The 21,567-nt window shown below is 54.5% G+C and carries 21 protein-coding genes; 11 read left to right on the top strand and 10 right to left on the bottom strand.

Features of this window, described 5'->3' with window-relative positions; genetic code table 11:
- From ACR0NO_RS21130 to ACR0NO_RS21160, 7 genes are all read right to left on the bottom strand, one after another.
- Positions 1-519: sulfatase-like hydrolase/transferase (locus ACR0NO_RS21130; RefSeq protein WP_480725486.1), on the bottom strand; the 519-nt coding region annotated here is incomplete at its 3' end.
- Between the two features lie 298 nt (positions 520-817).
- Complete coding sequence (locus ACR0NO_RS21135) at positions 818-1,834, bottom strand: DUF2955 domain-containing protein (protein ID WP_170473361.1); 1,017 nt, start codon at positions 1,832-1,834, stop codon at positions 818-820.
- A complete protein-coding gene (locus ACR0NO_RS21140) occupies positions 1,824-2,888 on the bottom strand; it encodes an HlyD family secretion protein (RefSeq protein ID WP_480725488.1) in 1,065 nt (354 codons plus the stop codon). Before ACR0NO_RS21140 ends, ACR0NO_RS21135 begins: the two co-directional genes overlap by 11 nt.
- Positions 2,885-3,964: an AI-2E family transporter gene (locus tag ACR0NO_RS21145; RefSeq protein ID WP_480725490.1), complete on the bottom strand. Its 1,080-nt coding sequence runs from the start codon at positions 3,962-3,964 to the stop codon at positions 2,885-2,887. Before ACR0NO_RS21145 ends, ACR0NO_RS21140 begins: the two co-directional genes overlap by 4 nt.
- A 180-nt stretch (positions 3,965-4,144) precedes the next feature.
- Positions 4,145-4,471, bottom strand: a complete 327-nt coding sequence (locus tag ACR0NO_RS21150) for a potassium channel family protein (RefSeq protein ID WP_170377193.1) — start codon at positions 4,469-4,471, stop codon at positions 4,145-4,147.
- Positions 4,472-4,555: 84 nt separating this feature from the next.
- Complete coding sequence (locus tag ACR0NO_RS21155) at positions 4,556-6,169, bottom strand: mechanosensitive ion channel family protein (RefSeq protein ID WP_480725492.1); 1,614 nt, start codon at positions 6,167-6,169, stop codon at positions 4,556-4,558.
- Positions 6,166-7,491, bottom strand: a complete 1,326-nt coding sequence (locus tag ACR0NO_RS21160) for a mechanosensitive ion channel family protein (RefSeq protein WP_480725494.1) — start codon at positions 7,489-7,491, stop codon at positions 6,166-6,168. Before ACR0NO_RS21160 ends, ACR0NO_RS21155 begins: the two co-directional genes overlap by 4 nt.
- Positions 7,492-7,911: 420 nt before the next feature.
- Between ACR0NO_RS21160 and ACR0NO_RS21165 the strand changes: the two genes are divergently transcribed.
- On the top strand, positions 7,912-8,256 hold the full coding sequence (locus ACR0NO_RS21165) for a DUF1254 domain-containing protein (RefSeq protein ID WP_480725495.1): 345 nt from the start codon (positions 7,912-7,914) through the stop codon (positions 8,254-8,256).
- Positions 8,257-8,551: 295 nt separating this feature from the next.
- Here ACR0NO_RS21165 and ACR0NO_RS21170 read toward each other — a convergent pair whose 3' ends face one another.
- Entirely contained in the window at positions 8,552-9,463 is a 912-nt protein-coding gene (locus tag ACR0NO_RS21170) for a LysR family transcriptional regulator (RefSeq protein ID WP_480725497.1), read from the bottom strand.
- Between the two features lie 113 nt (positions 9,464-9,576).
- On the opposite strand from ACR0NO_RS21170, the gene ACR0NO_RS21175 reads away from it, so the two are divergent.
- Both ACR0NO_RS21175 and ACR0NO_RS21180 read left to right on the top strand, forming a co-directional pair.
- Positions 9,577-10,512, top strand: a complete 936-nt coding sequence (locus ACR0NO_RS21175; protein ID WP_480541374.1) for a VOC family protein — start codon at positions 9,577-9,579, stop codon at positions 10,510-10,512.
- Between the two features lie 14 nt (positions 10,513-10,526).
- Positions 10,527-11,147 carry an alpha/beta hydrolase gene (locus ACR0NO_RS21180; RefSeq protein WP_480725499.1) on the top strand — a complete coding sequence of 207 codons (621 nt, stop codon included), beginning with the start codon at positions 10,527-10,529 and terminating at the stop codon, positions 11,145-11,147.
- Here ACR0NO_RS21180 and ACR0NO_RS21185 read toward each other — a convergent pair.
- Positions 11,109-12,059 carry a LysR family transcriptional regulator gene (locus ACR0NO_RS21185; protein ID WP_480725500.1) on the bottom strand — a complete coding sequence of 317 codons (951 nt, stop codon included), beginning with the start codon at positions 12,057-12,059 and terminating at the stop codon, positions 11,109-11,111. The two genes, ACR0NO_RS21180 and ACR0NO_RS21185, sit on opposite strands and share 39 nt — an antisense overlap.
- 307 nt (positions 12,060-12,366) lie before the next feature.
- On the opposite strand from ACR0NO_RS21185, the gene ACR0NO_RS21190 reads away from it, so the two are divergent.
- The 8 genes from ACR0NO_RS21190 (at position 12,367) to ACR0NO_RS21225 (ending at position 20,738) form a co-directional block, all read left to right on the top strand.
- On the top strand, positions 12,367-12,621 hold the full coding sequence (locus ACR0NO_RS21190) for a DUF1427 family protein (protein WP_480725502.1): 255 nt from the start codon (positions 12,367-12,369) through the stop codon (positions 12,619-12,621).
- Between the two features lie 30 nt (positions 12,622-12,651).
- A complete protein-coding gene (locus tag ACR0NO_RS21195; protein WP_480725504.1) occupies positions 12,652-13,356 on the top strand; it encodes a hydrolase in 705 nt (234 codons plus the stop codon).
- A gap of 132 nt (positions 13,357-13,488) precedes the next feature.
- Positions 13,489-15,222, top strand: a complete 1,734-nt coding sequence (locus ACR0NO_RS21200) for an amidohydrolase (protein WP_480725505.1) — start codon at positions 13,489-13,491, stop codon at positions 15,220-15,222.
- Between the two features lie 24 nt (positions 15,223-15,246).
- Positions 15,247-15,555, top strand: a complete 309-nt coding sequence (locus ACR0NO_RS21205; RefSeq protein ID WP_480524940.1) for a GNAT family N-acetyltransferase — start codon at positions 15,247-15,249, stop codon at positions 15,553-15,555.
- Positions 15,539-17,149, top strand: coding sequence for an MFS transporter (locus tag ACR0NO_RS21210; protein ID WP_480725507.1), 1,611 nt, complete (start codon positions 15,539-15,541; stop codon positions 17,147-17,149). The genes ACR0NO_RS21205 and ACR0NO_RS21210 overlap by 17 nt, the downstream gene beginning before the upstream one ends.
- A complete protein-coding gene (locus ACR0NO_RS21215; protein ID WP_480725509.1) occupies positions 17,146-18,048 on the top strand; it encodes an efflux RND transporter periplasmic adaptor subunit in 903 nt (300 codons plus the stop codon). Before ACR0NO_RS21210 ends, ACR0NO_RS21215 begins: the two co-directional genes overlap by 4 nt.
- 55 nt (positions 18,049-18,103) lie before the next feature.
- Complete coding sequence (locus ACR0NO_RS21220) at positions 18,104-18,556, top strand: (2Fe-2S)-binding protein (protein ID WP_480725511.1); 453 nt, start codon at positions 18,104-18,106, stop codon at positions 18,554-18,556.
- A 1-nt stretch (position 18,557) separates the two neighbouring features.
- The gene (locus ACR0NO_RS21225) at positions 18,558-20,738 is read left to right on the top strand and encodes a xanthine dehydrogenase family protein molybdopterin-binding subunit (RefSeq protein ID WP_480725512.1); all 2,181 of its coding nucleotides are present in this window, start codon (positions 18,558-18,560) and stop codon (positions 20,736-20,738) included.
- A 7-nt stretch (positions 20,739-20,745) separates the two neighbouring features.
- On the opposite strand, the gene ACR0NO_RS21230 is transcribed toward ACR0NO_RS21225, so the two are convergent.
- Entirely contained in the window at positions 20,746-21,567 is an 822-nt protein-coding gene (locus ACR0NO_RS21230; protein WP_170377160.1) for a 3-oxoadipate:acetyl-CoA acetyltransferase, read from the bottom strand.

Raw genomic sequence — 21,567 nt, forward strand, 5'->3', positions numbered from 1 at the left:
TGGCTCTTCCATGTTGGCTTCAGCAAATCCCGGAAGCGTGCGCCAGACTGTAACGTCCGTGGTTTCAACACCGTAAAACTCGTCGAATCCTTGATTCGTTGGATAGCGCCCTTCGGTCCATCCAAGGTGCCATTTTCCGTACATGGCCGTGTTGTAGCCAGCGTCTTTGAGCATCTCGGCCATCGTGACTTCCCACTGAGTCAGACCGTAAACGCCGCCTCCCAGTGGGACTGTATGGTTTCCGCTCCGAATGCCATATCGTCCTGTCATGGTCGCTGCGCGGGACGGCGTGCACTGACTTTCCACGTTGAAGTTCGTGAGTCTCAAGCCCTCAGCGGCCAAGGCGTCCATTTCCGGAGTGGCGGTGCCGCGAATGATTCCACCGCCATTGAACCCTGGTTCACCCCAGCCAAAATTATCCAGAAAAATAAAGACTATGTTGGGCTTGTCCTGAGCTGAGGCGACAGTGCCCACTAGAAGAGATAGCAACAGTAGGAAAGTTCGCGAAAACCGCTTCATGATGACGCTCCCTATAGATATCATTCGTTCGAGACTGGCGAGGTTGGATGCCTGCGGTCGAAAATGACCGTCTTGTAAGGGATCGCTTAAAACCTTGGCTACGTCCTGAACGAACGGTAAGTTTCAGATCCAGAGTGATCAGTCCGCGAAGCGATCTGGTGGCAATTCGTACAACGCGGAAAGTCAACTTCCCGAGTTTGGATGTATCCTTGAAGTGCGCATTCTGTGTCATGGTAAGTGACTTAGAACAGCAAAACATCCAAACCTTCTGTGGAGTGAATTGTCTAACGGTTTCACCTTAGGCTTCTGATGCAGGCTGTCGTTTCTTTTCAGGCCAGAATTCGTCAACCACGACATAGGCAACAATTACGAAGATCGCAGCGCTGGCGACTTGCAGAACTCGCGTAATACTCTTTACGTCAGCTTCGTCGGAAAAGGGCGCAATTGACCCACCGTAGACGATCAAAGCAGTCGTAATTGCAGAGCCAGCGGCGGCGGCGAGCGGGGCTTGTGATTTTCCAAGTGCTCCGAGGGTCAGGCAAAAGAAAAAACACAGCAGAATAGAGGTGAGAATGACCGGGGCTATTACGTTTACTTCGTAACAAATGATGGAGACTGCCGCCCCAAGAAGGTTAGCCGTCAGCATTGCTTTCGCTACGGTTTTGCCCGCCGCAGGCATCGCCGCGAGTTGCTGGCTCAGCAGCGCGACAAAAAACAGAACCAGTAGTGCAGATGCACCTGAAACAAAGAACGCCATAGCAAACGGAACTGTGACAAGTGACATTCGGACGATGCGGCGATGTGGGTCAAAGTCTGACGACGTTGCTGCTTTCTTCTGAGCGGCCGTCGGAGGTTCAGCGGGAATTAGCACGAACATCAGTGTCGACACGAAACCTGCAAAAAACAAATTCAGCGGTATCCAGTACACGAGCACCAAGGCCAAATCCTGCGATTGCAGAACCAAGTTCGGGATCATTAACGCCCCCATAAGAGCGATGACACCCGGCAATACTCCGGCACCAGAAACCGACCAAACGAAAGACAGGATTATTCCAATCGCCACGAGGATGAGAAACACAACAGGATATGGTGAGAAGATTGACGACAGCAGGAACGAAATGAACATCAATCCAATTGAGAAGACAAACAGCTTGCCAAATGCCGCCAAAGGCAATGCGGCAGGCGCTTGCAGAAACAGTGCAGTGAATACCGCCCCGACGACTGCGAGTGGCCAACCAAGAAACAAGCCCAACGAAAAGACACCGGTCACACCCAGCGCAAGCCGGGCGACAGAGCGCTGGTCCTCAGTACGCATAGGACAGAATTGAAACCACGCGGATATAGGTACGGCCGACGAGGTTCAGCAACGAGTTGTCACTTAGATACATAATCACATCGGCCTGCCCGTTCAGCTGAAAGCGAAGGTCATCTTCAGCACTTCCAGCTTCATAACCGGGTAAGACGATCCTGACCGGGAACCTTTCAGGCTCTCGCAAGAACCCCTTGGTACTTGGTGCGCTTGCCAATTGCCCAGGTTCGTCACCACCACTCAAAGACACAGCGGCACTGAAGCTCTCAATGACGCCCGGAACAATCTTACCGGGATGCATATCCAACACCACATCAACCGGAGACCCTATCGACGCTCTTCCCAGGTTGTTCTCGGTAAAATACGCTTCGATCCAGACGTCCGTTGCATCCAGAAACGTCAACAGATCTTGCCCGGATCGGGCATAAGTACCGGGGGCTATCAGCAAGTTTGAGATGACACCTGTTGCCGGAGCACGCAGTTCAGTCCATTCAAGGTTCAGTTCCGCATCCGCCAATGCAGCCAAGGCGCGCTGGATCTTCGGGTTTTCAACCCCGTCGTCACCGAGCCTCTGCTTGGCTTTTTCCAGATCCGCTTTCGCGTTCTCAAAGTTTGCTTCAGATTCTGCCAGTTGCCCTCGCGCATCATCAGCCTTTGAGACGGCAATCAATCCTTTCTTTTCGAGCGCAAATACGCGCTCTGTCTGAAGGCGCATGGTGTCGAGATCACTCTGCGCCCTCGCCAGTTTGGCCTGCGCAGCGCTTACTTCGGCTGACGAGGCACCCACCTCCTGAGTGGCTGCCTCGAGATCGGCTTGGGCTTTGTCACGATCAATTTCGTAAGGTCTGGAATCGATGCGAACCAGAACATCCCCTGCCGAGACCACCTGACCGTTTTCAACGAGAACCTCGGTCACCGTCCCAGTGACTTGTGGAACGATCTGGGTCGCCACGGCCTTTACTCTGGCATTTCCTGTGAACGGTGTCTTTCTGTCAGCGACCAGATACCAGACGAGAAAAATGAGAATGACGGCTAATGTCGACCAGATCGTCTTCCTCATTCTGCAGCTCCTTCAGCGGCGTTTTCGGCACCCGGTGGTGCGTCAATCCAGACTTTGAACAACTCATAGAAGACCGCAAACAATACGGGTCCCATGAAAATCCCGATCAAGCCATAGGCCATCATACCCCCCAGAACCCCGATGAGGATCACAAGCATCGGCGTTTCAAGGCCTTTCGAGATAAAGACGGGGCGTAGGAAGCTGTCCATTATGGTCACGGGAATGGCCAGTATGGTGAAAATCAAAGCTGCACCTCCGGACATAGAACTCCATGCATAGATGATCACTGGTATAAGCACCAAACCGGGTCCAATCTGGATGATCGAAAGGATCAGGCAGACAAACGCCAACGTCGCGGCCGAGCCAATCCCAAACAGAACCAGCAATATCCAAACGACGACGGCCTGAATGGCGGCAACGCCAATTACACCCTTCGTCACATTTCGGATCGTTGCGCCTGCCAGAGTAACGAATTCACCACCACGCGGTGCAAATACACGATTGGCAAAGCGCTGAAGGCCCTGAACCATACTTGGTCCGGGACTGAACAGAGCACCCATTATCAATACCGACAGGGCAAGGCCAAGAAGCCCAATTCCGATCCCCAACACCTTTCCAAAAAGGGACTTGGTGATTTCAAGAATTTGGGCGCCGTATTTTGCAAGCGCACCGTCCAGATTCCGCTCGAACATACCCCAAACATCAGCAATTTTTCCGCCGACCAGCGGTAGTTCCTTGATACCTTCTGGCGCAGGGGGGATTTTCAATTCACCTTTGTCGGCCTGTTCCGCAAAATCGGACCCTAATTCCGCAGCACCGGAAACCGCTGTTGCGACTGGCCCCAGGGTCAGAACAAGACCCAACAAAACCAAGATCGTCGCTGCAAGCTTCTTTCGCCCTCCCAATTTGGATTGCATCCAATCAAACACCGGAAAGAGCGCCACGCAAAGGATCGTTGCCCAGATGACCACGCTTGCGAGCGGGGCCACCATGACCAATGCGCTATAGAGAAATAGTCCGAGAAACAGCAGTCGTATCGCTAGATCGACAATCTTTGCGTCCTGAGTTTTTTCCATTCCATCCCCCTGGGTTTGTTTTCTGAATATTATACTCAAAAAACGTTATATGTATATTTTTTTGAGATTAGGGTGATGACCTATCGATTTGAAGACAAAAGTGAATCCGCAACACGGTTTGAAATGCGCAGACAATCTCATGCCTGCGCACAAACTCGATTGGACGAAACCAGGTGCAGTTTATTCGTCTGTTTTCTTGTCGTCTTGGGATAAAATCGTATCAGCCACGGTGGTCGCAGCAGTCACAAAAACGCCCAGCCCTACAATGATGTAAAACATTGTGAAGATTTTCCCCACTGCAGTTTCAGGTGAAAAATCACCAAACCCTACGGTCGAAATTGTAACGACAGAAAAGTAGATTGAGTCGAGCCAACTCCAACCTTCTACAAAGTGGTAGAAGACCGAGGCCCATAAAATCATTCCGACCGTGAAGGCCAAAAGGCCTTTCACTCTGCCATCCTTAAAGGCGGTTCGGATCCCTCTGGTGATTCTGGTAAGCGCGTTCATGGGACTACCTTAGCAATTAACACATAATTACATAGCAGTTTTCGAATTTATTATGAATCGCGTGTCGTCGTTGGGCCAAAGAACCTATTCAACTTCATGAGCAAGCCTGCCGTTCCATTCTTCGGTCGAAACTTTAGGTTCAGGCGGATCTGCTATGTAGGACGGTGTCATGATCTGTGTTCCGTTTTCATTGAACACTTCGACTATATTCTCGCGAAGATCGGACAAGATTTTGGGCAAGCTCGATCCACGCGACGTATAAGCATTGATCTCATAATTAATCGCATAGTCCGCCAGCTGCGTCCAAAGGACAAAGGGCTCCGGCGACTTTTTCAAGCCTTGAGTTCGAAGAGCTGCCTCCACAAGCATAGCCTTGATTTTCTTTGGAGGTTCCTCGTATCCGATCCCGACTGAGGTGTGAACCAGCAGTCCTCGCCCATCCACTTTGCGTGAGTAATTCACAACCTCGGAATTTAACAATTGCGAGTTTGGAATACTAATCATCTCGTTTTTTATCGACTTGATGAGTGTTTCCATCAGCTTAATTTCGGTGACGTCTCCTATCTTGTCGCCAACCTGAATGCGATCGCCAATGTTTGTACTGCGTCTATAGATAACAAACAGGCCCGCCATCATATTTGAAACAACAGTGTTTGACCCGAGCGAAACCATGATACCTGCGAGAATGGTCAGACCCTGAAAAGCTCGTGAATCAGACCCTGGAATGTAAGGGTAAGCGAATACGAGCGCGATCACGATGATCAATGCCCTGACCAGCATTTTCGTAGGTGCAATCCAATGGTCTTCAAAGTCCTTGATCTTGAAAGCACCATTCTCGAGGTTTTCAAAGAATAGATCAATGCCACGAATGGCCATTCTTGTGACAGCGGCAATGATGGCGAGCATGATCAGGTTTGGAATGTAGCTCATAATAGCCAAGACAACGCTGATGAGCGGCTCACTGACATACTTCAAAAGGATTTGAGCAATACCCTGTGTTTCGGCGAAAGAAAGCAGGACCAGAGAAAGATAGTAGTAGAAGAAGAACAGAAAAAGGACCCACATCAAGATGTGAATTGAATAGACGATGATCGAGGCGATAGCCCTGCTCCTTAAAATGGACTTGGTGGCTTCCTCGACGCCTTCTGCCCTCTTCTCCAAGATTTTTCGGATGTATTTCAATAGCTTTTTACGTTTTGCAAAAAACCCATACGAAGCCAAAGCAAAGATTACCGTCCAAGCAAATGCCGCCATGGCACTGCCCACTCTGCCCTCATTGGACCGACCTTCTCGGTATTGGAGGATTGCCGCCTCGATCGCTTCGGATTGAAGCCCCGCAAGAACCTCAATTGCCATTTGTTCGTGTTCAGCATCCGCTTGCGTGGTGATCGTAACCATTTGTCCATCCGCGCGGATTAATTTTCCGAACTCGGCATCCGAAATCTGCATCTGGACCGTGTTTCGTTGAGACGCATCTGCGACCTGAGCAATTCGTTCCTCAATTTTTGCCGCCCTTTCAATGGCAGGCAACGCGCTCGATCCTCGAACCACGAACAACTCCGAGCCGTCGATAACAACAGGCGCTATGAACTCGGGATCGTCTCTTTCTTCGGGTGCAACGAGGATCTCCTCGGACTGGGCAAACGCGACATTGCACAAGAGAAGAAATGATACGAACCAAACTGAAAAAGCTCTCATGAGTTTGCTCCTTCCACAGGTATCAAGTGAACATCCCGTTGTGGGAACGGGATAGAAATACCTTCTTCGTCAAACCGCTCCTTTGCTTGACCCGTTAGGTCCCAATAGACTGTCCAATAGTCGTCTGATTTGGACCACGGTCGGCAAAAGATATTGACAGAGTTGTCACCCAACTCGCCCACAAATACTTCCGGCTCCGGCGTCTTCAAACACAACGCATGTTGGGCGACCAAGTCTTTCAGAACGTCAATTGCCTGGGATGCGTTGTCCGAATAGGCGATGCCAAAAACCAGATCGACCCGACGTTCTTCAGATGCGCTCACATTGGTGATCACATCCCCCCAAATCTTGCTGTTTGGCACCACGATGATCTGGTTGTCGAACGTTCTGATCTTGGTCGAAACAACTGACATCTCGTCCACGAAACCGGATGAACCCCCGACCTGGATATAGTCGCCTGTATCAAACGGCTTGAGAACCATGATCATCAGACCGCTTGCAAGATTGCCCAGAGTTTCCTGCAAAGCGAAACCGAGAATAAAAGACAAACCGCCAAGCACCGCAAACAGCGGCGTGACATTGACTCCGAAGAGAGCCAATACGATGAGTATGCCAAGCACAAAAACAACCCAGTAAACCGTTGTGGCGATGAAGCGCTTCAGCATCCTGGAAATCGTCGGAATTTTGCCGAGGCCGCGTTCGGTGATCCGTCGCATCATTCTTGCGACAAACATCATGGCCCAGACAGCGAACAAAACGCCCAGGGCAGCCATCAGTACGCCAACGCCGCCATCCCAAGAAAACAGCCAAGCCCAGGCGTTCTGAAAAAGTGTTTGAATATCGGTCGTCTTAAGTGCGCCAGCTTTCAAGGCAAGAATATAGTCGGTGTGAGGCTCTAATTCTTCCGTCTTTGCTCCTTTCAAAGTCCAGGCTTCAAGCACCAGTCGGTAGTTGTTCAGAAAATCTGATCCAGATTCACTTAAGGAAGACAATTGAGACCGCAAGCTAGCCTCTTGCTCTCCGCTTGCTGACCGAAGCTGAAGGTTGATTTGTGCGACGTCTTCGAGTTGCGATCGCACGTAACCCTGCCAACTACCTGCGACGTCGGATAACTCTTCCGCCGTTAACGGGACGAGTAGGATTTCCAAGTCATCTGCCGGGATTGATTTTTCAACCACCTCTTCCATCAAGTTGTTGTTTTCCAGCACAACAACTTCCTGCTCTGGTTCAGTGACTTGAGCGACAACAGGAAACCCATTCGACGACACCGCAACGCACCAAAGTAATAACCAGACCAGTCTAAATCTGCTCAGTCGTTTCATTTGAAGTCCCCTACTCCTATAGCGCTTGAGGAGAGCATAGGAGGACCCATCAAATCTAGACTTATGTTTATTTTTGCATGTTTAAGTGCAAGTAACGACTTCGCTAACCCCGCCTCGTGGTAGAAAATGGCAGTCACTCCAATTCGCCGATGTTACTGCATTCCGAGTATAGAAAATTCATTTTTGCAGCCGTTCTAAGGTCGACCCAAAAAGGGAAAGGGCTTCATCAGATTTGGACAAGTTTGGAAAGATATCCTCCATGATGCGCTTGAAAGATATCACAATTGCAAAGGCACTTGCTTTCGGCCTAGCTGCTACAAGAACCGCCGATGAAGTGAGTTCGATCTAGCGAATGCCACCACTGCCGAGCAGATGACCTATCATCGAGCTGCCGACGCAGCCGTTTAGGCGATGCCGCTGATGAATTTCAAGTTTTATCGTGATGCACTTGCCAATGCATGGGTTGGTTCCAATGACATTGGGTACAATTCAGAAGCCCAGGATTGGCGTTTCCAGACTGCAACACCGAATAACACGACGCCCTACTTACACGCCTATTGGACTATCGAAGACGGCCCGATCGTTATTGAAATGCCTGCGTCCGAAGAGGGTATTGGAATCTTCGGCACAATTTTGGATGCATGGCAACGCCCTCTGGACGACGTCGGTTCCATCGGTCGGGACTGCGGTGCAGGAGCAAGGTTTACGCTGGTGCCGCAGGGATACAACGGCCCACTGCTTCCGAACACTCTGGTCTATGAATAGGACACAAACTGTAGCTTTGCCGTGCTTCGTCCGATCCTTGCCAGCGGCGGCGCCGAAGAAAACCTTGCGAAAGCCACGGCGCTGACAAAAAATCAAGGTTTACCCGTTGTCTGAAGCATGCGGTGAGGTGTCGACACAGTATGTCGACGTTTACGGGGTGAACTTGGAAACGACGCCTGTCATGGATGGCGGCATATACGGCCACAAGCACCCCCATTTCATGCTCCCGTAAACAGTGTCGTTCAATCTGACTTGCCCTACGGAAAACGAGGGCTGATTTGCAGCCCAAATGGCTTCAACCTTGTGTTTCCAGGTTCGGGTGGTCTTGCACAAATTTTTCAAAGTACTCGGCAAACGTTCCGACGATCGGAGGGAGTTGTTCATATGGGGGGTAGTACAGCGTCAACCATAACGACGTGATAGACCAGTTTGGCATGACCTGCACAACTTGCTCGCCAGCCAACCCCTTGTCAGCAATGAAATCCGGTAGAACACATATGCCCTCTCCTGCGACCGCAAGAGCGTAGAGGAAGTCTCCATTGTTGGAGATTACCTTTCCGCCTGCTTGAATTGAAACGTTGCTACCTGCATTTGAGAAGTCCCAAGTTTCCGAGCGACCTTGCGCGCTGTATGACATCAGAAAGTCTGGGTTCAGATCGCGCGGATGATCAGGTCTGGGGATGCGTTCAAACAGAGACGGCGCAGCAATCATATGCCGCGGAACTTCGCACAGTTTGCGCCAAATTGTCGATTTGTCAGTCGGCGGGCCCGATACACGTACAGCGAGGTCGCAGTTTTCCTCTATCACATTGAGCAGGGTATCGGTGAAGTTGATCTCGACTGAAATATTCGGGTACGCGAGACGAAACCCCGAGATCACTTGCGGCAGCAACGTGACGCCCAGTGATACAGGCGCGGTCAGACGCAAATGGCCCTTGTCAGGTTGATTGGCCCTTTGAAGATTTCGTGTGACCTTTTCGAACCCCTCCAATAGCGGTCTGTACTGCGCAAGGACAGTCGCTCCGGCGCTGGTTAGTGAAACTTGCCTAGTCGTACGCACCAGAAGCTGTGTGCCCAGGTCTCTCTCAAGCTGCGCTATGATGCGTGTTGCTGATGCCGGCGCGATGCCCAGTTCGCGCGCTGCTAGGGAAAAGCTTTTCAGGTCTGATACGGCGCGCAGAACGCGGATGGGCTTGAGTTCGATCATGTCAGCTTAATAATTCCGTTTTCGACAATAATAAAGCCACATACTTATCTATTAACTTTAATAATAGATGCGCCATCTTTGATGCAAGTTGAACACTCGCCCAGGAGCGGAACATGATCAAAGATATCAAAGGGCTGCACCACGTCACATCGATGGCCGCAGACGCCAGCGCCAACAACGCTTTTTTCACCAACACACTTGGCATGCGCCGGGTGAAAAAGACGGTCAATTTCGATGCGCCTGAGGTGTATCACCTCTATTACGGGGATGAGGTTGGAACACCGGGCTCGGTTATGACCTACTTTCCTTTTGGTCAGATGCCAAAAGGGCGCAGAGGTGCCGGCGAGGTAGGTGTGACCGAGTTTGCCATCCCTACAGGCGGTGTCGAATTCTGGAAACAACGTCTTGCATCTGAGGGCGTGACTGGGCTGGCCGATGGCACGGTCTTCGGAGAAAAGCGTCTGTCTTTTGACGGCCCCGATGGCGATAGCTTTGCATTGGTCGAGTCTGATGCGCGAGGCCGGACAGCCTGGACCCAGGGCGGTGTTCCCGATGAGGTCGCGATTCTTGGGTTCCGAGGCGCTCGGTTCGCTCTGAAGGATGTCCATGCGACGGGTGAACTGCTGACCTTCATGGGATACCAGAAAGCTGAAACCGAAGGTGACGTCACTCGTTATGTGATCGAAGGGGGCAATGCTGCGGACACGATCGATCTGCAGCAGCTATCGTCAAGTACCCCGACCGCTGGTCAGGGCGCTGGGTCCGTTCATCATATCGCTTTTGCCGTCGAGGACCGCGCCGCGCAATTGCGAGTTCGGCAGGCCTTGATGGATACAGGCTATCAGGTCACGCCGGTCATCGACCGTGACTATTTCTGGGCGATCTATTTCCGCACGCCGGGTGGGGTGCTGTTTGAGATCGCGACGAACGAGCCCGGTTTCGACCGCGATGAAGACACGGCCCATCTGGGTGAGGCGCTCAAGCTGCCCACTCGATACGAGCCACATCGCAGCAAGATCGAAAGTCTCCTGCCCCCACTTGCATCATGATTTCAGAGGTTGAAATGTCTAAAGATCTCTATCAGGCGCTTGTGCATGCGCCGCAACCCGCCCGTCCGCTGGTCTTTGCCTTTCATGGCACCGGAGGGGATGAGCACCAGCTTGTTGAATTGGCCGGGACTCTTGTCGCTGGCGCCGGGGTCGTATCACCACGCGGCGATGTCTCTGAAATGGGGGCCGCGCGGTTCTTCCGCCGCACGACCGAGGGTGTGTATGACATGGAGGACCTTGCGCGTGCGACGGACAAGATGATTGCCTTCATCGAAGCCCATCGCGCATCGCATCCTGGTCATCAGGTCTATGGCTTCGGCTATTCGAACGGGGCAAACATCTTGGCGGCGGTCTTTCTCAAACGCCCGGACCTGTTCGAGCGGGTCGGCCTTTTGCATCCAATGGTCACATGGGAGCCGAACGCGCATCCTAAGCTGGTGGGGCGGAAAGTTCTGGTGACCGCCGGACGACGCGACCCAATCACGCCATGGCCAATGACGGAACGCCTTATCAGTTGGCTTTCTGCTCATGGTGCCGAGGTCACTTCGGACGTCCATGAAGGCGGACACGAGCTGCGAAACTCTGAACTGACGGCTCTAGCCTCCCACTTCAACGGGGATGTCGGCCCCGGGTGAAGGTTCACGCATTGCATTCAACGTAGACAAGACGGCGGCTTCTTTGCGCGCCCAGGACATGAACTCATGGATATGCTCTTCACGTTCCCGGCCCGGGTGGCAACATATGAAATAGCTGAACCCGGTTTCCACCACCGGACCGAATGGGCAAACAAGTCGTCCGTCCGAAAGCGCAGAATATACCAGCAGCGACCCGCAGAGCGCGACACCCGCGCCTGCGATCGCAGCGTCTACAATCTGGCCACCCGGAGGTCTTTCGAACCGCATGGCTTTCGAGGGATCAACCGCATTCGGAAGTCCGGCGTGTTGGCTCCAAAGAACCCAACTGGGAACCGACCCGTCCAGCATCGGCGTTGTATCATACAGAACTTGCGCGGCCTTGATGTCGGCCGGGGACTTTATGTCGAACGCGTCCAGCACAGCTGGGCTGGCGACCACCAGCATCAACTCCCGGTGAAGCAACTCCGTATAACGGTCCTCTGGCGGTTCGCTGGTGTATCGAATTTCGATATCGGCGGTTGCGTGGGTTTTGTGGTCCGAAGGGTTTTCAGACTCAATGTGGACCTGAACGTCGGGGTGGTCCTTGGTGAACTTGTGCAGCCTTGGCAAAAGCCACTTGCTGATCAACGCATTGCTGGAACTGATGCGCAGTTTGGGCGTCTTCTTGGGTCGGACCTCATCAACCACCTGACGGATCTGCAAGAACGCTTCGCTGATCGTTGGCTGCAAGCGCTGCCCTTCCGGTGTCAGATGAATCGCGCGAGTCTTTCGCACAAACAACGCCACTCCAAGGTCGGCCTCCAGCGCCTTGATCTGCTGGCTAACCGCACCCGGCGTCACGGAAAGCTCATAGGCCGCTTCCTTGATCGAACCGCGCCGCGCTGCGGCCTCAAAGGCGCGCAAACTTAGCAAGGAAGGCAATCGGGACAGTGGCATGGCAATACAGAAAAACAGTTTAGCCTAACTAATGCATACCCGCAGAACTTCTGCTTTGTCGAGTTCAAACTACACCCCACATCAATGCTCAACAGAACTTGGAACTGAGTGAAATGATCAAGATCCACGAAAAAGCATCGCGGGGACGTACGCAAAACGGATGGCTGTATGAGCGCCACGCAGCCTCATGCCGTTGGTGTCAGCACCGAACCCATGTCGGGGTCGCTCGCTCAGAAATTCCTTCGGTCAATTCAATCGAACCAGAATTGCAAGGAGACCCGACGTGACTTGGCAACCATATCTCATATCGCTCGCAGCGGGCCTCGGGATTGGGGTCATCTATGGCCTGATCGCAGTCCGCAGTCCCGCCCCGCCAATCATCGCGCTTTTGGGCCTCTTGGGCATGCTCGCCGGAGAAGCTGCAGTGCAATGGATCCGGGGTCATTCCGACGCTGTGTCACAGGCCCTGCATCTGAAATCCTTCGCCGTCACGCAGGCGGAAGAGACGAGCCAATCAACCAAACCCAAAACCCTTTAACCCCATCCAACCTCAACCAAGGAATGAAAAATGTCCAAACTTGAAGTCCTTACACCTGAGAACAGCCAGATCATCTTCATCGATCATCAGCCGCAGATGGCGTTCGGCGTGCAGTCGATTGATCGTCAGACGCTGAAGAACAACACCGTTGCCTTGGCCAAAGCCGCCAAGATATTTGACGTGCCCACAATCATCACCACGGTCGAAACGGATAGTTTTTCGGGGCATACCTATCCTGAACTTCTGGATGTAAACCCACAGGCGCCTTTGCTGGAACGCACGTCCATGAACTCCTGGGACGACCAGAAGGTCCGTGATGCACTCGCACGCGGGGCAGCGGAAGGACGCAAGAAAATCGTTGTCTCGGGTCTTTGGACCGAGGTCTGCAATATCACCTTCGCGCTGAGCTGCATGGCCGATACGGACTACGAAATTTATATGGTTGCCGACGCGTCGGGCGGTACGTCGGCTGATGCCCACAAATACGCGATGGATCGGATGGTCCAGGCCGGAGTCGTCCCTGTGACCTGGCAGCAGGTTCTGCTGGAATGGCAGCGAGATTGGGCGCGGCGCGACACCTACGATGCTGTCATGGACTTGGTGCGCGAACACTCCGGTGCCTACGGCATGGGTGTCGATTACGCCTATACGATGGTCCACAAGGCACCACCGCGCAGCCGCCACTCTGGCCCTACGCTGGAAGCGGTGCCTGCCGGAAAAGTCGCCGCAGAATAGTCTGCCGCGCCACGCCCGCTCGGTCCCCTCATCCCTCCCCATGAAACCGAGCGGGAGACTTTCCAAACCTCTCTATATCTGTGCTCCTCCGGTGGGCACAGACACCTCACGTTTTGCCAAAGGATCTGCACCATGGCCGCCCCAGACAAGATACTCTTCAACGGCAAGATCACGACGATGGATCCCGACAAGCCCGAAGCAACCGCTGTGGCCGTTTCAGGGGATCGGATCACCGCCGTTGGAACAGACAAGGACATGCTTGGATTTGCGGGACCCGAAACCGAGACCATTGATCTGGGCGGCCAGCGTGTAATTCCCGGTCTGATCGACAGCCATACGCACATCATCCGACAAGGCAACAATTTCGCGATGGAGCTGCGCTGGGATCACGTTCCGTCGCTTGCTGACGGTCTTCGTATGCTGAAGGCGCAGGCAGAGCGCACTCCTGCCGGGCAATGGATCCGCGTGGTCGGTGGTTGGTCCGTCGATCAATTCGCCGAAAAGCGCCTGCCGACGATTGATGAGATCAATGCGGTCGCGCCGGATGTGCCTGTCTACGTGTTGCACCTCTATGATCGGGCGTGGCTGAACAAAGCTGCCCTGCGTGCAATCGGCATCGACAAACACTTCTACGAGCCCTTTGTCTCAGGGCGTCTGGAGAGGGACAATCAGGGCAACCCGACGGGTCTCGCGATGGCGCGCCCCAACGCGCAACCGCTTTACGCGTTGTTGGATATGGCCCCCAAGCTGGATTTCGAACAGCAGGTCACCTCGACCAAGCACTACTTCAAGGCGCTGAATGGTCTTGGATTGACCTCGGCTTTGGATTGCGCGGGTGGGTTCCTGAACTATCCAGATGACTACGGCGTCATCACCGAGTTGAACAAACGCGGCGAGCAAACCGTACGCATCGGCTATCAGCTATTTGCTCAGCGTCCGATGTTTGAGTTGGACGATTTCAAACGCTGGAATGACATCGTCAAGCCAGACGAAGGAAACGACTACCTGAAATGCGTGGGCGCGGGCGAAATGCTGGTCGCATCGGCCTATGATTTCGAAGATTTCAGCTACCCGCGCCCCGATCTACCCAAGCGGATGGAAGGGGACCTCAGGCCGGTACTCGAGTTCCTGTTCGAGAACCGCTGGCCGATCCGGTTCCACTGCACTTACGAGGAAAGCGCCCACCGGTTGCTGAGCCTTATTGAAGAGGTCGGCCGTGACAAAGGGCTGGAGGAGCTGAATTGGATTTTCGATCACGGTGAGACGATCTCAGAATCTACAATGGAGTGGGTTGCCCGTCTGGGCGGCGGTATCAGCTATCAAAACCGCATCGCCTTTCAAACCACAGCCTATCGCGACCGTTACGGCGAAGATGCCCTGCGCGAGGTCATGCCGGTCAAGAAGATGATGGCCTCGGGTGTGCCTCTGGCTGCTGGCACGGATGCGACGCGGGTGTCGTCCTATAATCCGTGGTTGGCCATTCACTGGGCCGTTTCTGGCAAAGGTCGTGGCGGAGACGTCATCTGGAGTGCAGCGAACCGCTTGGATCGGCACGACGCGCTGCGTCATTGGACCGCCGCCGGGGCTTGGTTCAGCCGGGAAGCGGGTAAGAAAGGTCAGATCAAAGCGGGGCAATGGGCGGATATCGCCGTGCTCGACCGGGATTATTTCTCGATCGCCGAGGATGAGATCACCGAAATCGAGGCCGACCTGACACTAACGGGCGGCAAGATCGTGCATGCCAAGGCTCGATTTGCGGCGCATGCGCCTGCCCCTCTGCCGGAGCTTCCCGATTGGTCACCCGTTCCAATTTTCGGTGCACCCGGCGCTTCGACGCAAAGCCAAGGCAGCCTTGCCGCTGAATAGCGGCAAGACCTTAGGAGATTTCCCATGTTGGACGACCAAAAGCTAAAAATCACTTACAGCGAAAGCGATACAAAAGCAAGGTATGGCGCTTCGGTGTCCGGGATCGTGAGCGAGGCAGAACTGACACTGTCAATAGTTACGCCCAGCCTCGTTATCGCCGACCACACGTTTGTCCCGGAAGAGTTGCGTGGTCGCGGCTTGGCTCGGACCTTGGCCGCGCAACTTGTGGCGGACGCGCGCGACAAGGGTCTCCGCATCGTGCCTCTTTGCCCGTTTGTGCGGTCCTACGCCGAAAGAAACCGCGAGGAGTTGGCAGATGTCATCCAGTGGTAGTATCGCGAAACCAGCACCTGCGGCATCAAACTCGGCTTGGGCCCCGTTCAAACATCGGGCGTTTGCGCTTCTTTGGGTAGCGACCCTAATCTCTAATGTCGGCACTTGGATGCATGATGTGGGCGCTGGGTGGCTGATGACGACGCTCAATTCATCTCCGGCGGTTGTCTCACTCGTGCAGGCGGCAACAACCCTGCCAGTGTTCATCTTCGCCTTGTACGCCGGTACGCTGGCGGATCGGTTGGATAAACGCAAGCTGTTGATCACGGTGAACGTGGTGCTTCTGGTACTGGTGTCGGTGCTAACCGTGCTGGTTCAGCTCGAACTGGTAACACCGACGCTGCTGATCCTGTTCACGTTGGCCATCGGAACAGGCACCGCCTTCATGGCTCCGGCCTGGCAAGCGATCGTGCCAACTCTGGTGCCGCGTGATGCGTTGCAACCAGCCATCGCGCTGAATTCAATGGGCATCAACATCAGCCGCGCAATCGGTCCTGCCTTAGCCGGCGTTTTGATTGCATCGGTCAGTTTGGCGGCGCCTTTTGCAGTCAACGCTGTCAGTTATGTCGTGATCATTGGCGCTCTGTTGTTTTGGAAACACGAAAGCGGTGTATCGAAGACATCTCAGCCCGTGTTCAACGCGATGATGACCGGCATGCGGCACGTCGCACATAATGGCCCGCTCAAGGCGACGTTGATCCGATCCTTTGCCTTCTTCATCTTTGCCTCTGCCTATTGGGCTCTGCTGCCGCTGGTCGTCCGGACAATCGAAGGTGGCGGGGCGACGCTGTATGGATTGTTGCTGACGTTGATCGGCGCCGGGGCTGTTGCGGGAGCTTTGACCCTTCCGCAGTTCCGCGCGAAGCTTGATGCAAGCACGACAGCTGCAGGCGGCATCACCGGCACTGCCGTTGCCATGGCAATTCTCGCAACGGCGACAACTCCTCCACTGGCCTATATCGCCGCATTGTTGGGTGGCTTTAGCTGGATTGCCGTTCTCACCACGTTCAATGTGTCGGCGCAGACCGCGCTGCCCAATTGGGTGAGGGCCCGAGGATTGTCTGTGAATCTGATGGTTTTCTTCGGATCCATGGCGTTTGGATCAGCATTCTGGGGTCAGGTGGCCACGGCAACATCTGTTTCGATCACCTTGCTGATCGCAGCAGGCGGCTTGATCGTCGGCTTGATTCTGACGCGCAAGTTCCAGCTTGGTCAGGGCGAAGATCTGGACCTGACGCCCTCTATGCATTGGCCTGCACCACAGGTTGCCCTTGAAGAGGGCGGCTTGGCATCCCGCGGTCCTGTCATGGTCGAAGTTGAGTATCGCATCCGACCCGAGGACGAAGCTGCATTCCTGTCCGCACTTCAGGAATGGTCCGGCGAGCGCTGGCGCGACGGAGCCTATGACTGGCGCGTTTTTCAAAGTGCAGAAGAGCCTGAGCTATGGGTCGAGGCCTTCATGGTCTCATCTTGGGAAGAACATCTGGCCCAGCATGAGCGTGTGTCACACCAGGATCAGGATCTTCAACAGACCGTCGCAGCCTTCGACACCCGCGAAAGCGGACCCGTCGTTCGCCATCTGATCGCACCATGATGAGAGTGTTTGTGATGCTATCGACTTTGGTCACCCAATGGCCCGTTCTTTCGACCACAGTTCTTGTGGCGTTGTTCTGGGCCCATGCACCTGAGCAGGCATCTGCTGGTGACGCAGGTTTTGAGGGCCGTATCGAAGCAGTCGAACGGTCGGACGTCTATAGTCGGGCGGAGGGTATCGTCGAAGAAGTGCTGGTTGAGCAAGGTGACTATGTCGAAGCGGGCACGCCATTGCTGCAGCTTCGAAACGATCTGGAGAAACTGGCGGTCGATGCCGCGCGTGCAAAGCTGGCCAAAGCCGAAGCTCTCTTGCTTCAAGCCCGAGATAGATTGGAACGCGCAGCCCAACTCTCAACGCGAGGAGCGGCAACAGAGGTTGCATTGTTGGACGCTGAAACCAATCTGGCTTTGGCTGAGGCCGAAAGGGCCTTGGCGGAAACCGAGTTGGAGATCGCACAAACCAACTTCAACGACACGCTCATACGTGCGCCGATCTCAGGACATGTTGAAGACCCGCGTGTTGGACCGGGTTCGCTGGTTGAGTTCAATTCCGGCGACCCGCCCCTGTTTCAACTCGTAAATCTGAACCGCTTGCGCGTTGTTTTCGAGATTCCCTATGCCCAATGGGTTTCAGGGTTGAACACGAGCAACACGCACTCAGAGGAGCTATCAAATTCCGGCCAGTTTCACGTTGAAACGGAGATCGGTCAGGTTCTGTCAGATGCAATTCCGCTCACCGGATCGGCGGTTTGGTTCGATGAAAACAGCGGCGAAATTCGCGTGTGGGCAGATCTAGAAAACCCCGACCAAACGTTGCGACCGGGAATGAAAGTTCGTTTAACGCCCATGGTCCACCCAGTCACCGGCGCCGAGCGAGACCACTCCATGGTCAGGCCGTGAAGAAATCCACCCCACAAGATCCTATCAACATCAGGCATCACAAGGACTGTTCCAAATGATCAAATTCGAACTGAACGGCCGACCCGTAGAGGTTGATAACCCTCCTGACGAAATGTTGCTGCTGGTCCTTCGAGATACGCTCAAACTCAAGGGTACGAAATACGGGTGCGGTGCTGCCATGTGTGGAGCCTGCACGGTGCATGTGGATGGTGTGGCGAGCTTCGCGTGTCAGATGTCGGTTAGCGACGTGGAGGATGCGCGAGTCACGACGATCGAAGGATTGTCCGAAGACGGCTCCCATCCTGTTCAGAGGGCCTGGATCGAAGAGCAGGTTGCCCAATGCGGCTATTGCCAGTCGGGTCAGATCATGCGCGCGGTAGCACTTCTGGCGGACAATCCATCCCCGACACGACAGGAAATTGTCGATGAGATGAGCGCGAACCTCTGTCGCTGCGGGACGTATAACCGCATTTTCAAAGCCATCGAACGCGCAGCAAAGGAGGTTTGAGATGACCATGACCATGAACCGTCGCGGGTTTCTACATGGCGCTGCTGGATTGACATTTTTCATAGGTGCGGGAGGGATCTCATCCGTCCGGGCTGAGGCAGCAATTGGCACGCTGGATGTCAATCACTGGTTGACGATCCGGGCGGATGGAAGCATTCGTATCGTCTTCCCTTCGACCGAAATGGGGCAAAGCAGCTACTCCACACTGCCACAAATCCTTGCTGAGGAACTTGATGCAGCATGGGACGACGTTGAGATCGAACAGCTCAACGCTGATGATCGACGCTTTGGAAATCAGCTGTTTGGCGGTGTTCTATATACGGCTGGCAGCACCGGAACGCAGTTCTATTTTGACCCGATGCGCAAGGCGGGCGCGCAGGCGCGCGACGTTTTGCTGCAAATCGCAGCACATGAATGGGCTGTGGACAAAGCCAGCCTTAGGACCGAACCAAGTGTTGTTTTGGGTCCCGATGGCCAACAGGCCAGCTATGGTGAACTGGCGGCGCTCGGTTCAAGGGATGTGACGGTACCAGACGCTGAGACCATGCCGCTGAAAGACCCATCCGCGTTTCGGATCATCGGGCAAGATCTGCCGCGTCGCGACGTTCCGGCCAAAAGCACAGGTCAGGCTGAATACGCCATTGATGTGGAAGTGCCCAATATGGCCTATGCAGCTGTTCTGCGCGCACCAGTCGAAGACGAAATTCCGCTTTCCATCAACGACGAAGCCGCACGCGAGGTACCGGGCGTCATGGATATCGTGACTGTACCCGACGGTGTCGCCGTCGTCGCGGAAAGCCTGTGGTCTGCCTTGGGCGCACGGGGTTTGCTTGAGGTCGAATGGTCCACAACCTCACCCTTCCGGACCTCAAACAGCGAAGAGACTCTGGCCGAATACGTCGCCGCTGTCAGTGCTCCTGAAGCGTCAGGTGCAACCTGGGCCGAGAAAGGCGACGCCCTTGCAGCCATTGGCAACGCTGACCGTCAGTATTCGCAGCTTTATCTGTCGGACTATGCCTACCACGCTCAGATTGAGCCGATGGCGGCTGTCGCCGATGTCGATGTGGACGGGCAAGGGGCCGAGGTTTGGGCAGGCACGCAAACGCAGTCGTGGACTGCGCGCACTGTGGCCGAAGTGCTGGGTATCCCCGTCGAAAACGTACGTCTGAACATGATGACAATGGGCGGAGGATTTGGGCGACGCACAGCCCTGATGCAGAACTATGTGCGTGATGCGGTTCTGTGCTCTAAGGCCGTTGGACGCCCTGTCAAAGTGATTTGGCCGCGTGAAGACGACGTGAAGCAGGGGACCTTCCGCCCGGCTTCGGCCCAAAAGCTTGAGGCCGGTCTGACAGCGGAGGGAAAACTGGACGGGTGGTATCACAAGGTCGCTACACCAACGGTCATTGGTTTCTTCAACCCGCTGCGTTGGGATGCGGTGAACCCGAACGATGTGATCTCAATGCGGGGTGCCGAGAGCAAGTTCTATGGGATCAAGGATTTCCGCGCCGATCACCTCATTATGGACCGGCACGCCCGCCTTGCCCCCTATCGCGGTATTGGCGCGTCCTATACGGCCTTTGCGGCAGAATGTTTTATGGATGAATTGGCAGAACAGGCCGGGCGGGATCCATTGGATTTCCGGTTAGACCTTGTATCAGAAAACCCGCGTGGGCGGCACCTACTTGAGAAGGTGGCCGAGATGTCTGATTGGCAAAATCGGGGCGATCGAAACCTAGGGCTTTCTTTTGCTGGCTACAGCTCGTCCATGGCCGCAGGTGTGGCGGAAGTTGAAGTCGACGCGGACAGTGGAGAGATCCAGATCACCAACTTCTGGGCCGCGATAGATGCGGGCCTGATTGTCACGCCGGACAACGCGCTCAATCAGATCGAAGGTGGCATCGTGTTCGGAATCTCGATGGCTCTTTCCGAAAAGATCGACATTGAAAACGGCGAAGTGGTGCAGAGCAACTTCTGGGACTATGAGATCACACGCGCCTCGCAGATGCCGGAGATCGAGATCTACGTCGCAGAGGTCGATGCGCCGCCAGTCGGTGTAGGCGAGGTTGGCACTCCTATGGTGCCCGCGGCCGTCGCAAACGCGTTCTACGCCGCGCAAGGTAAGCGCCTGCGCCACATGCCGTTTACGCCGGAACGTGTGGCGGCTGCATTGGACAGCTAGTTCAGGTTTAAAGCCCGAGTATTTCACGCGCCTGGTTGGTGGTCGCAACCGGGCGGTTGTATTGGGCACAGATCTCTGCAGTCCGCGTTACAAGCGCCGCGTTTGATGGTGCCAGCGTATTGCGATCCAGGCGCACGTTGTCTTCCAAACCCGTCCGTGCATGGCCACCGGAGGAAATGGCCCAGTGGTTCAGAACCTCCTGCTGCGCACCAATGCCTGCAGCGCACCAAGGCGCACCCGGAAACAGTCGTTCAACGGTCTTCACGTAGAAATCGAATACGTCCCGATCCGCAGGCATTGCGTTTTTGACACCCATGACAAATTGCACATAAGGCGTGTCTTTGATTTGCCCTTTCTTGTGCATCTCGGCCGCCTTCAAGATGTGGCTCAGATCGAAGGCTTCGATCTCTGGCTTGACGTCATATGTTGCCATTTCAGCCGCGAGCCAGTCGACAAGATCAGGTGGATTTTCGTAGACGCGCGTGGGGAAGTTGTTCGATCCAACCGACAACGAGGCCATGTCCGGCCGCAACGGCAACATGCCGCCGCGCGTCTTACCCGCCCCCGATCGCCCTCCTGTCGAAAACTGGATGATCATGCCAGGGCAGTGTTTCTCAAGCCCCTCTTTCAACCTTGCGAACTTGTCGGGGTCGCTCGAAGGCGTTTCGTCATCATTTCGAACATGGGCATGGCAGATGGATGCCCCTGCCTCGAAAGCGGCCTGTGTGCTTTCGATTTGTTCTTCGACTGTGATGGGCACAACCGGGTTGTTGGCCTTGGTTGGCAAGGACCCGGTTATGGCAACGCAGATGATGCAGGGTTCGGACAT

This window comes from Ruegeria sp. CL3, assembly GCF_056536505.1.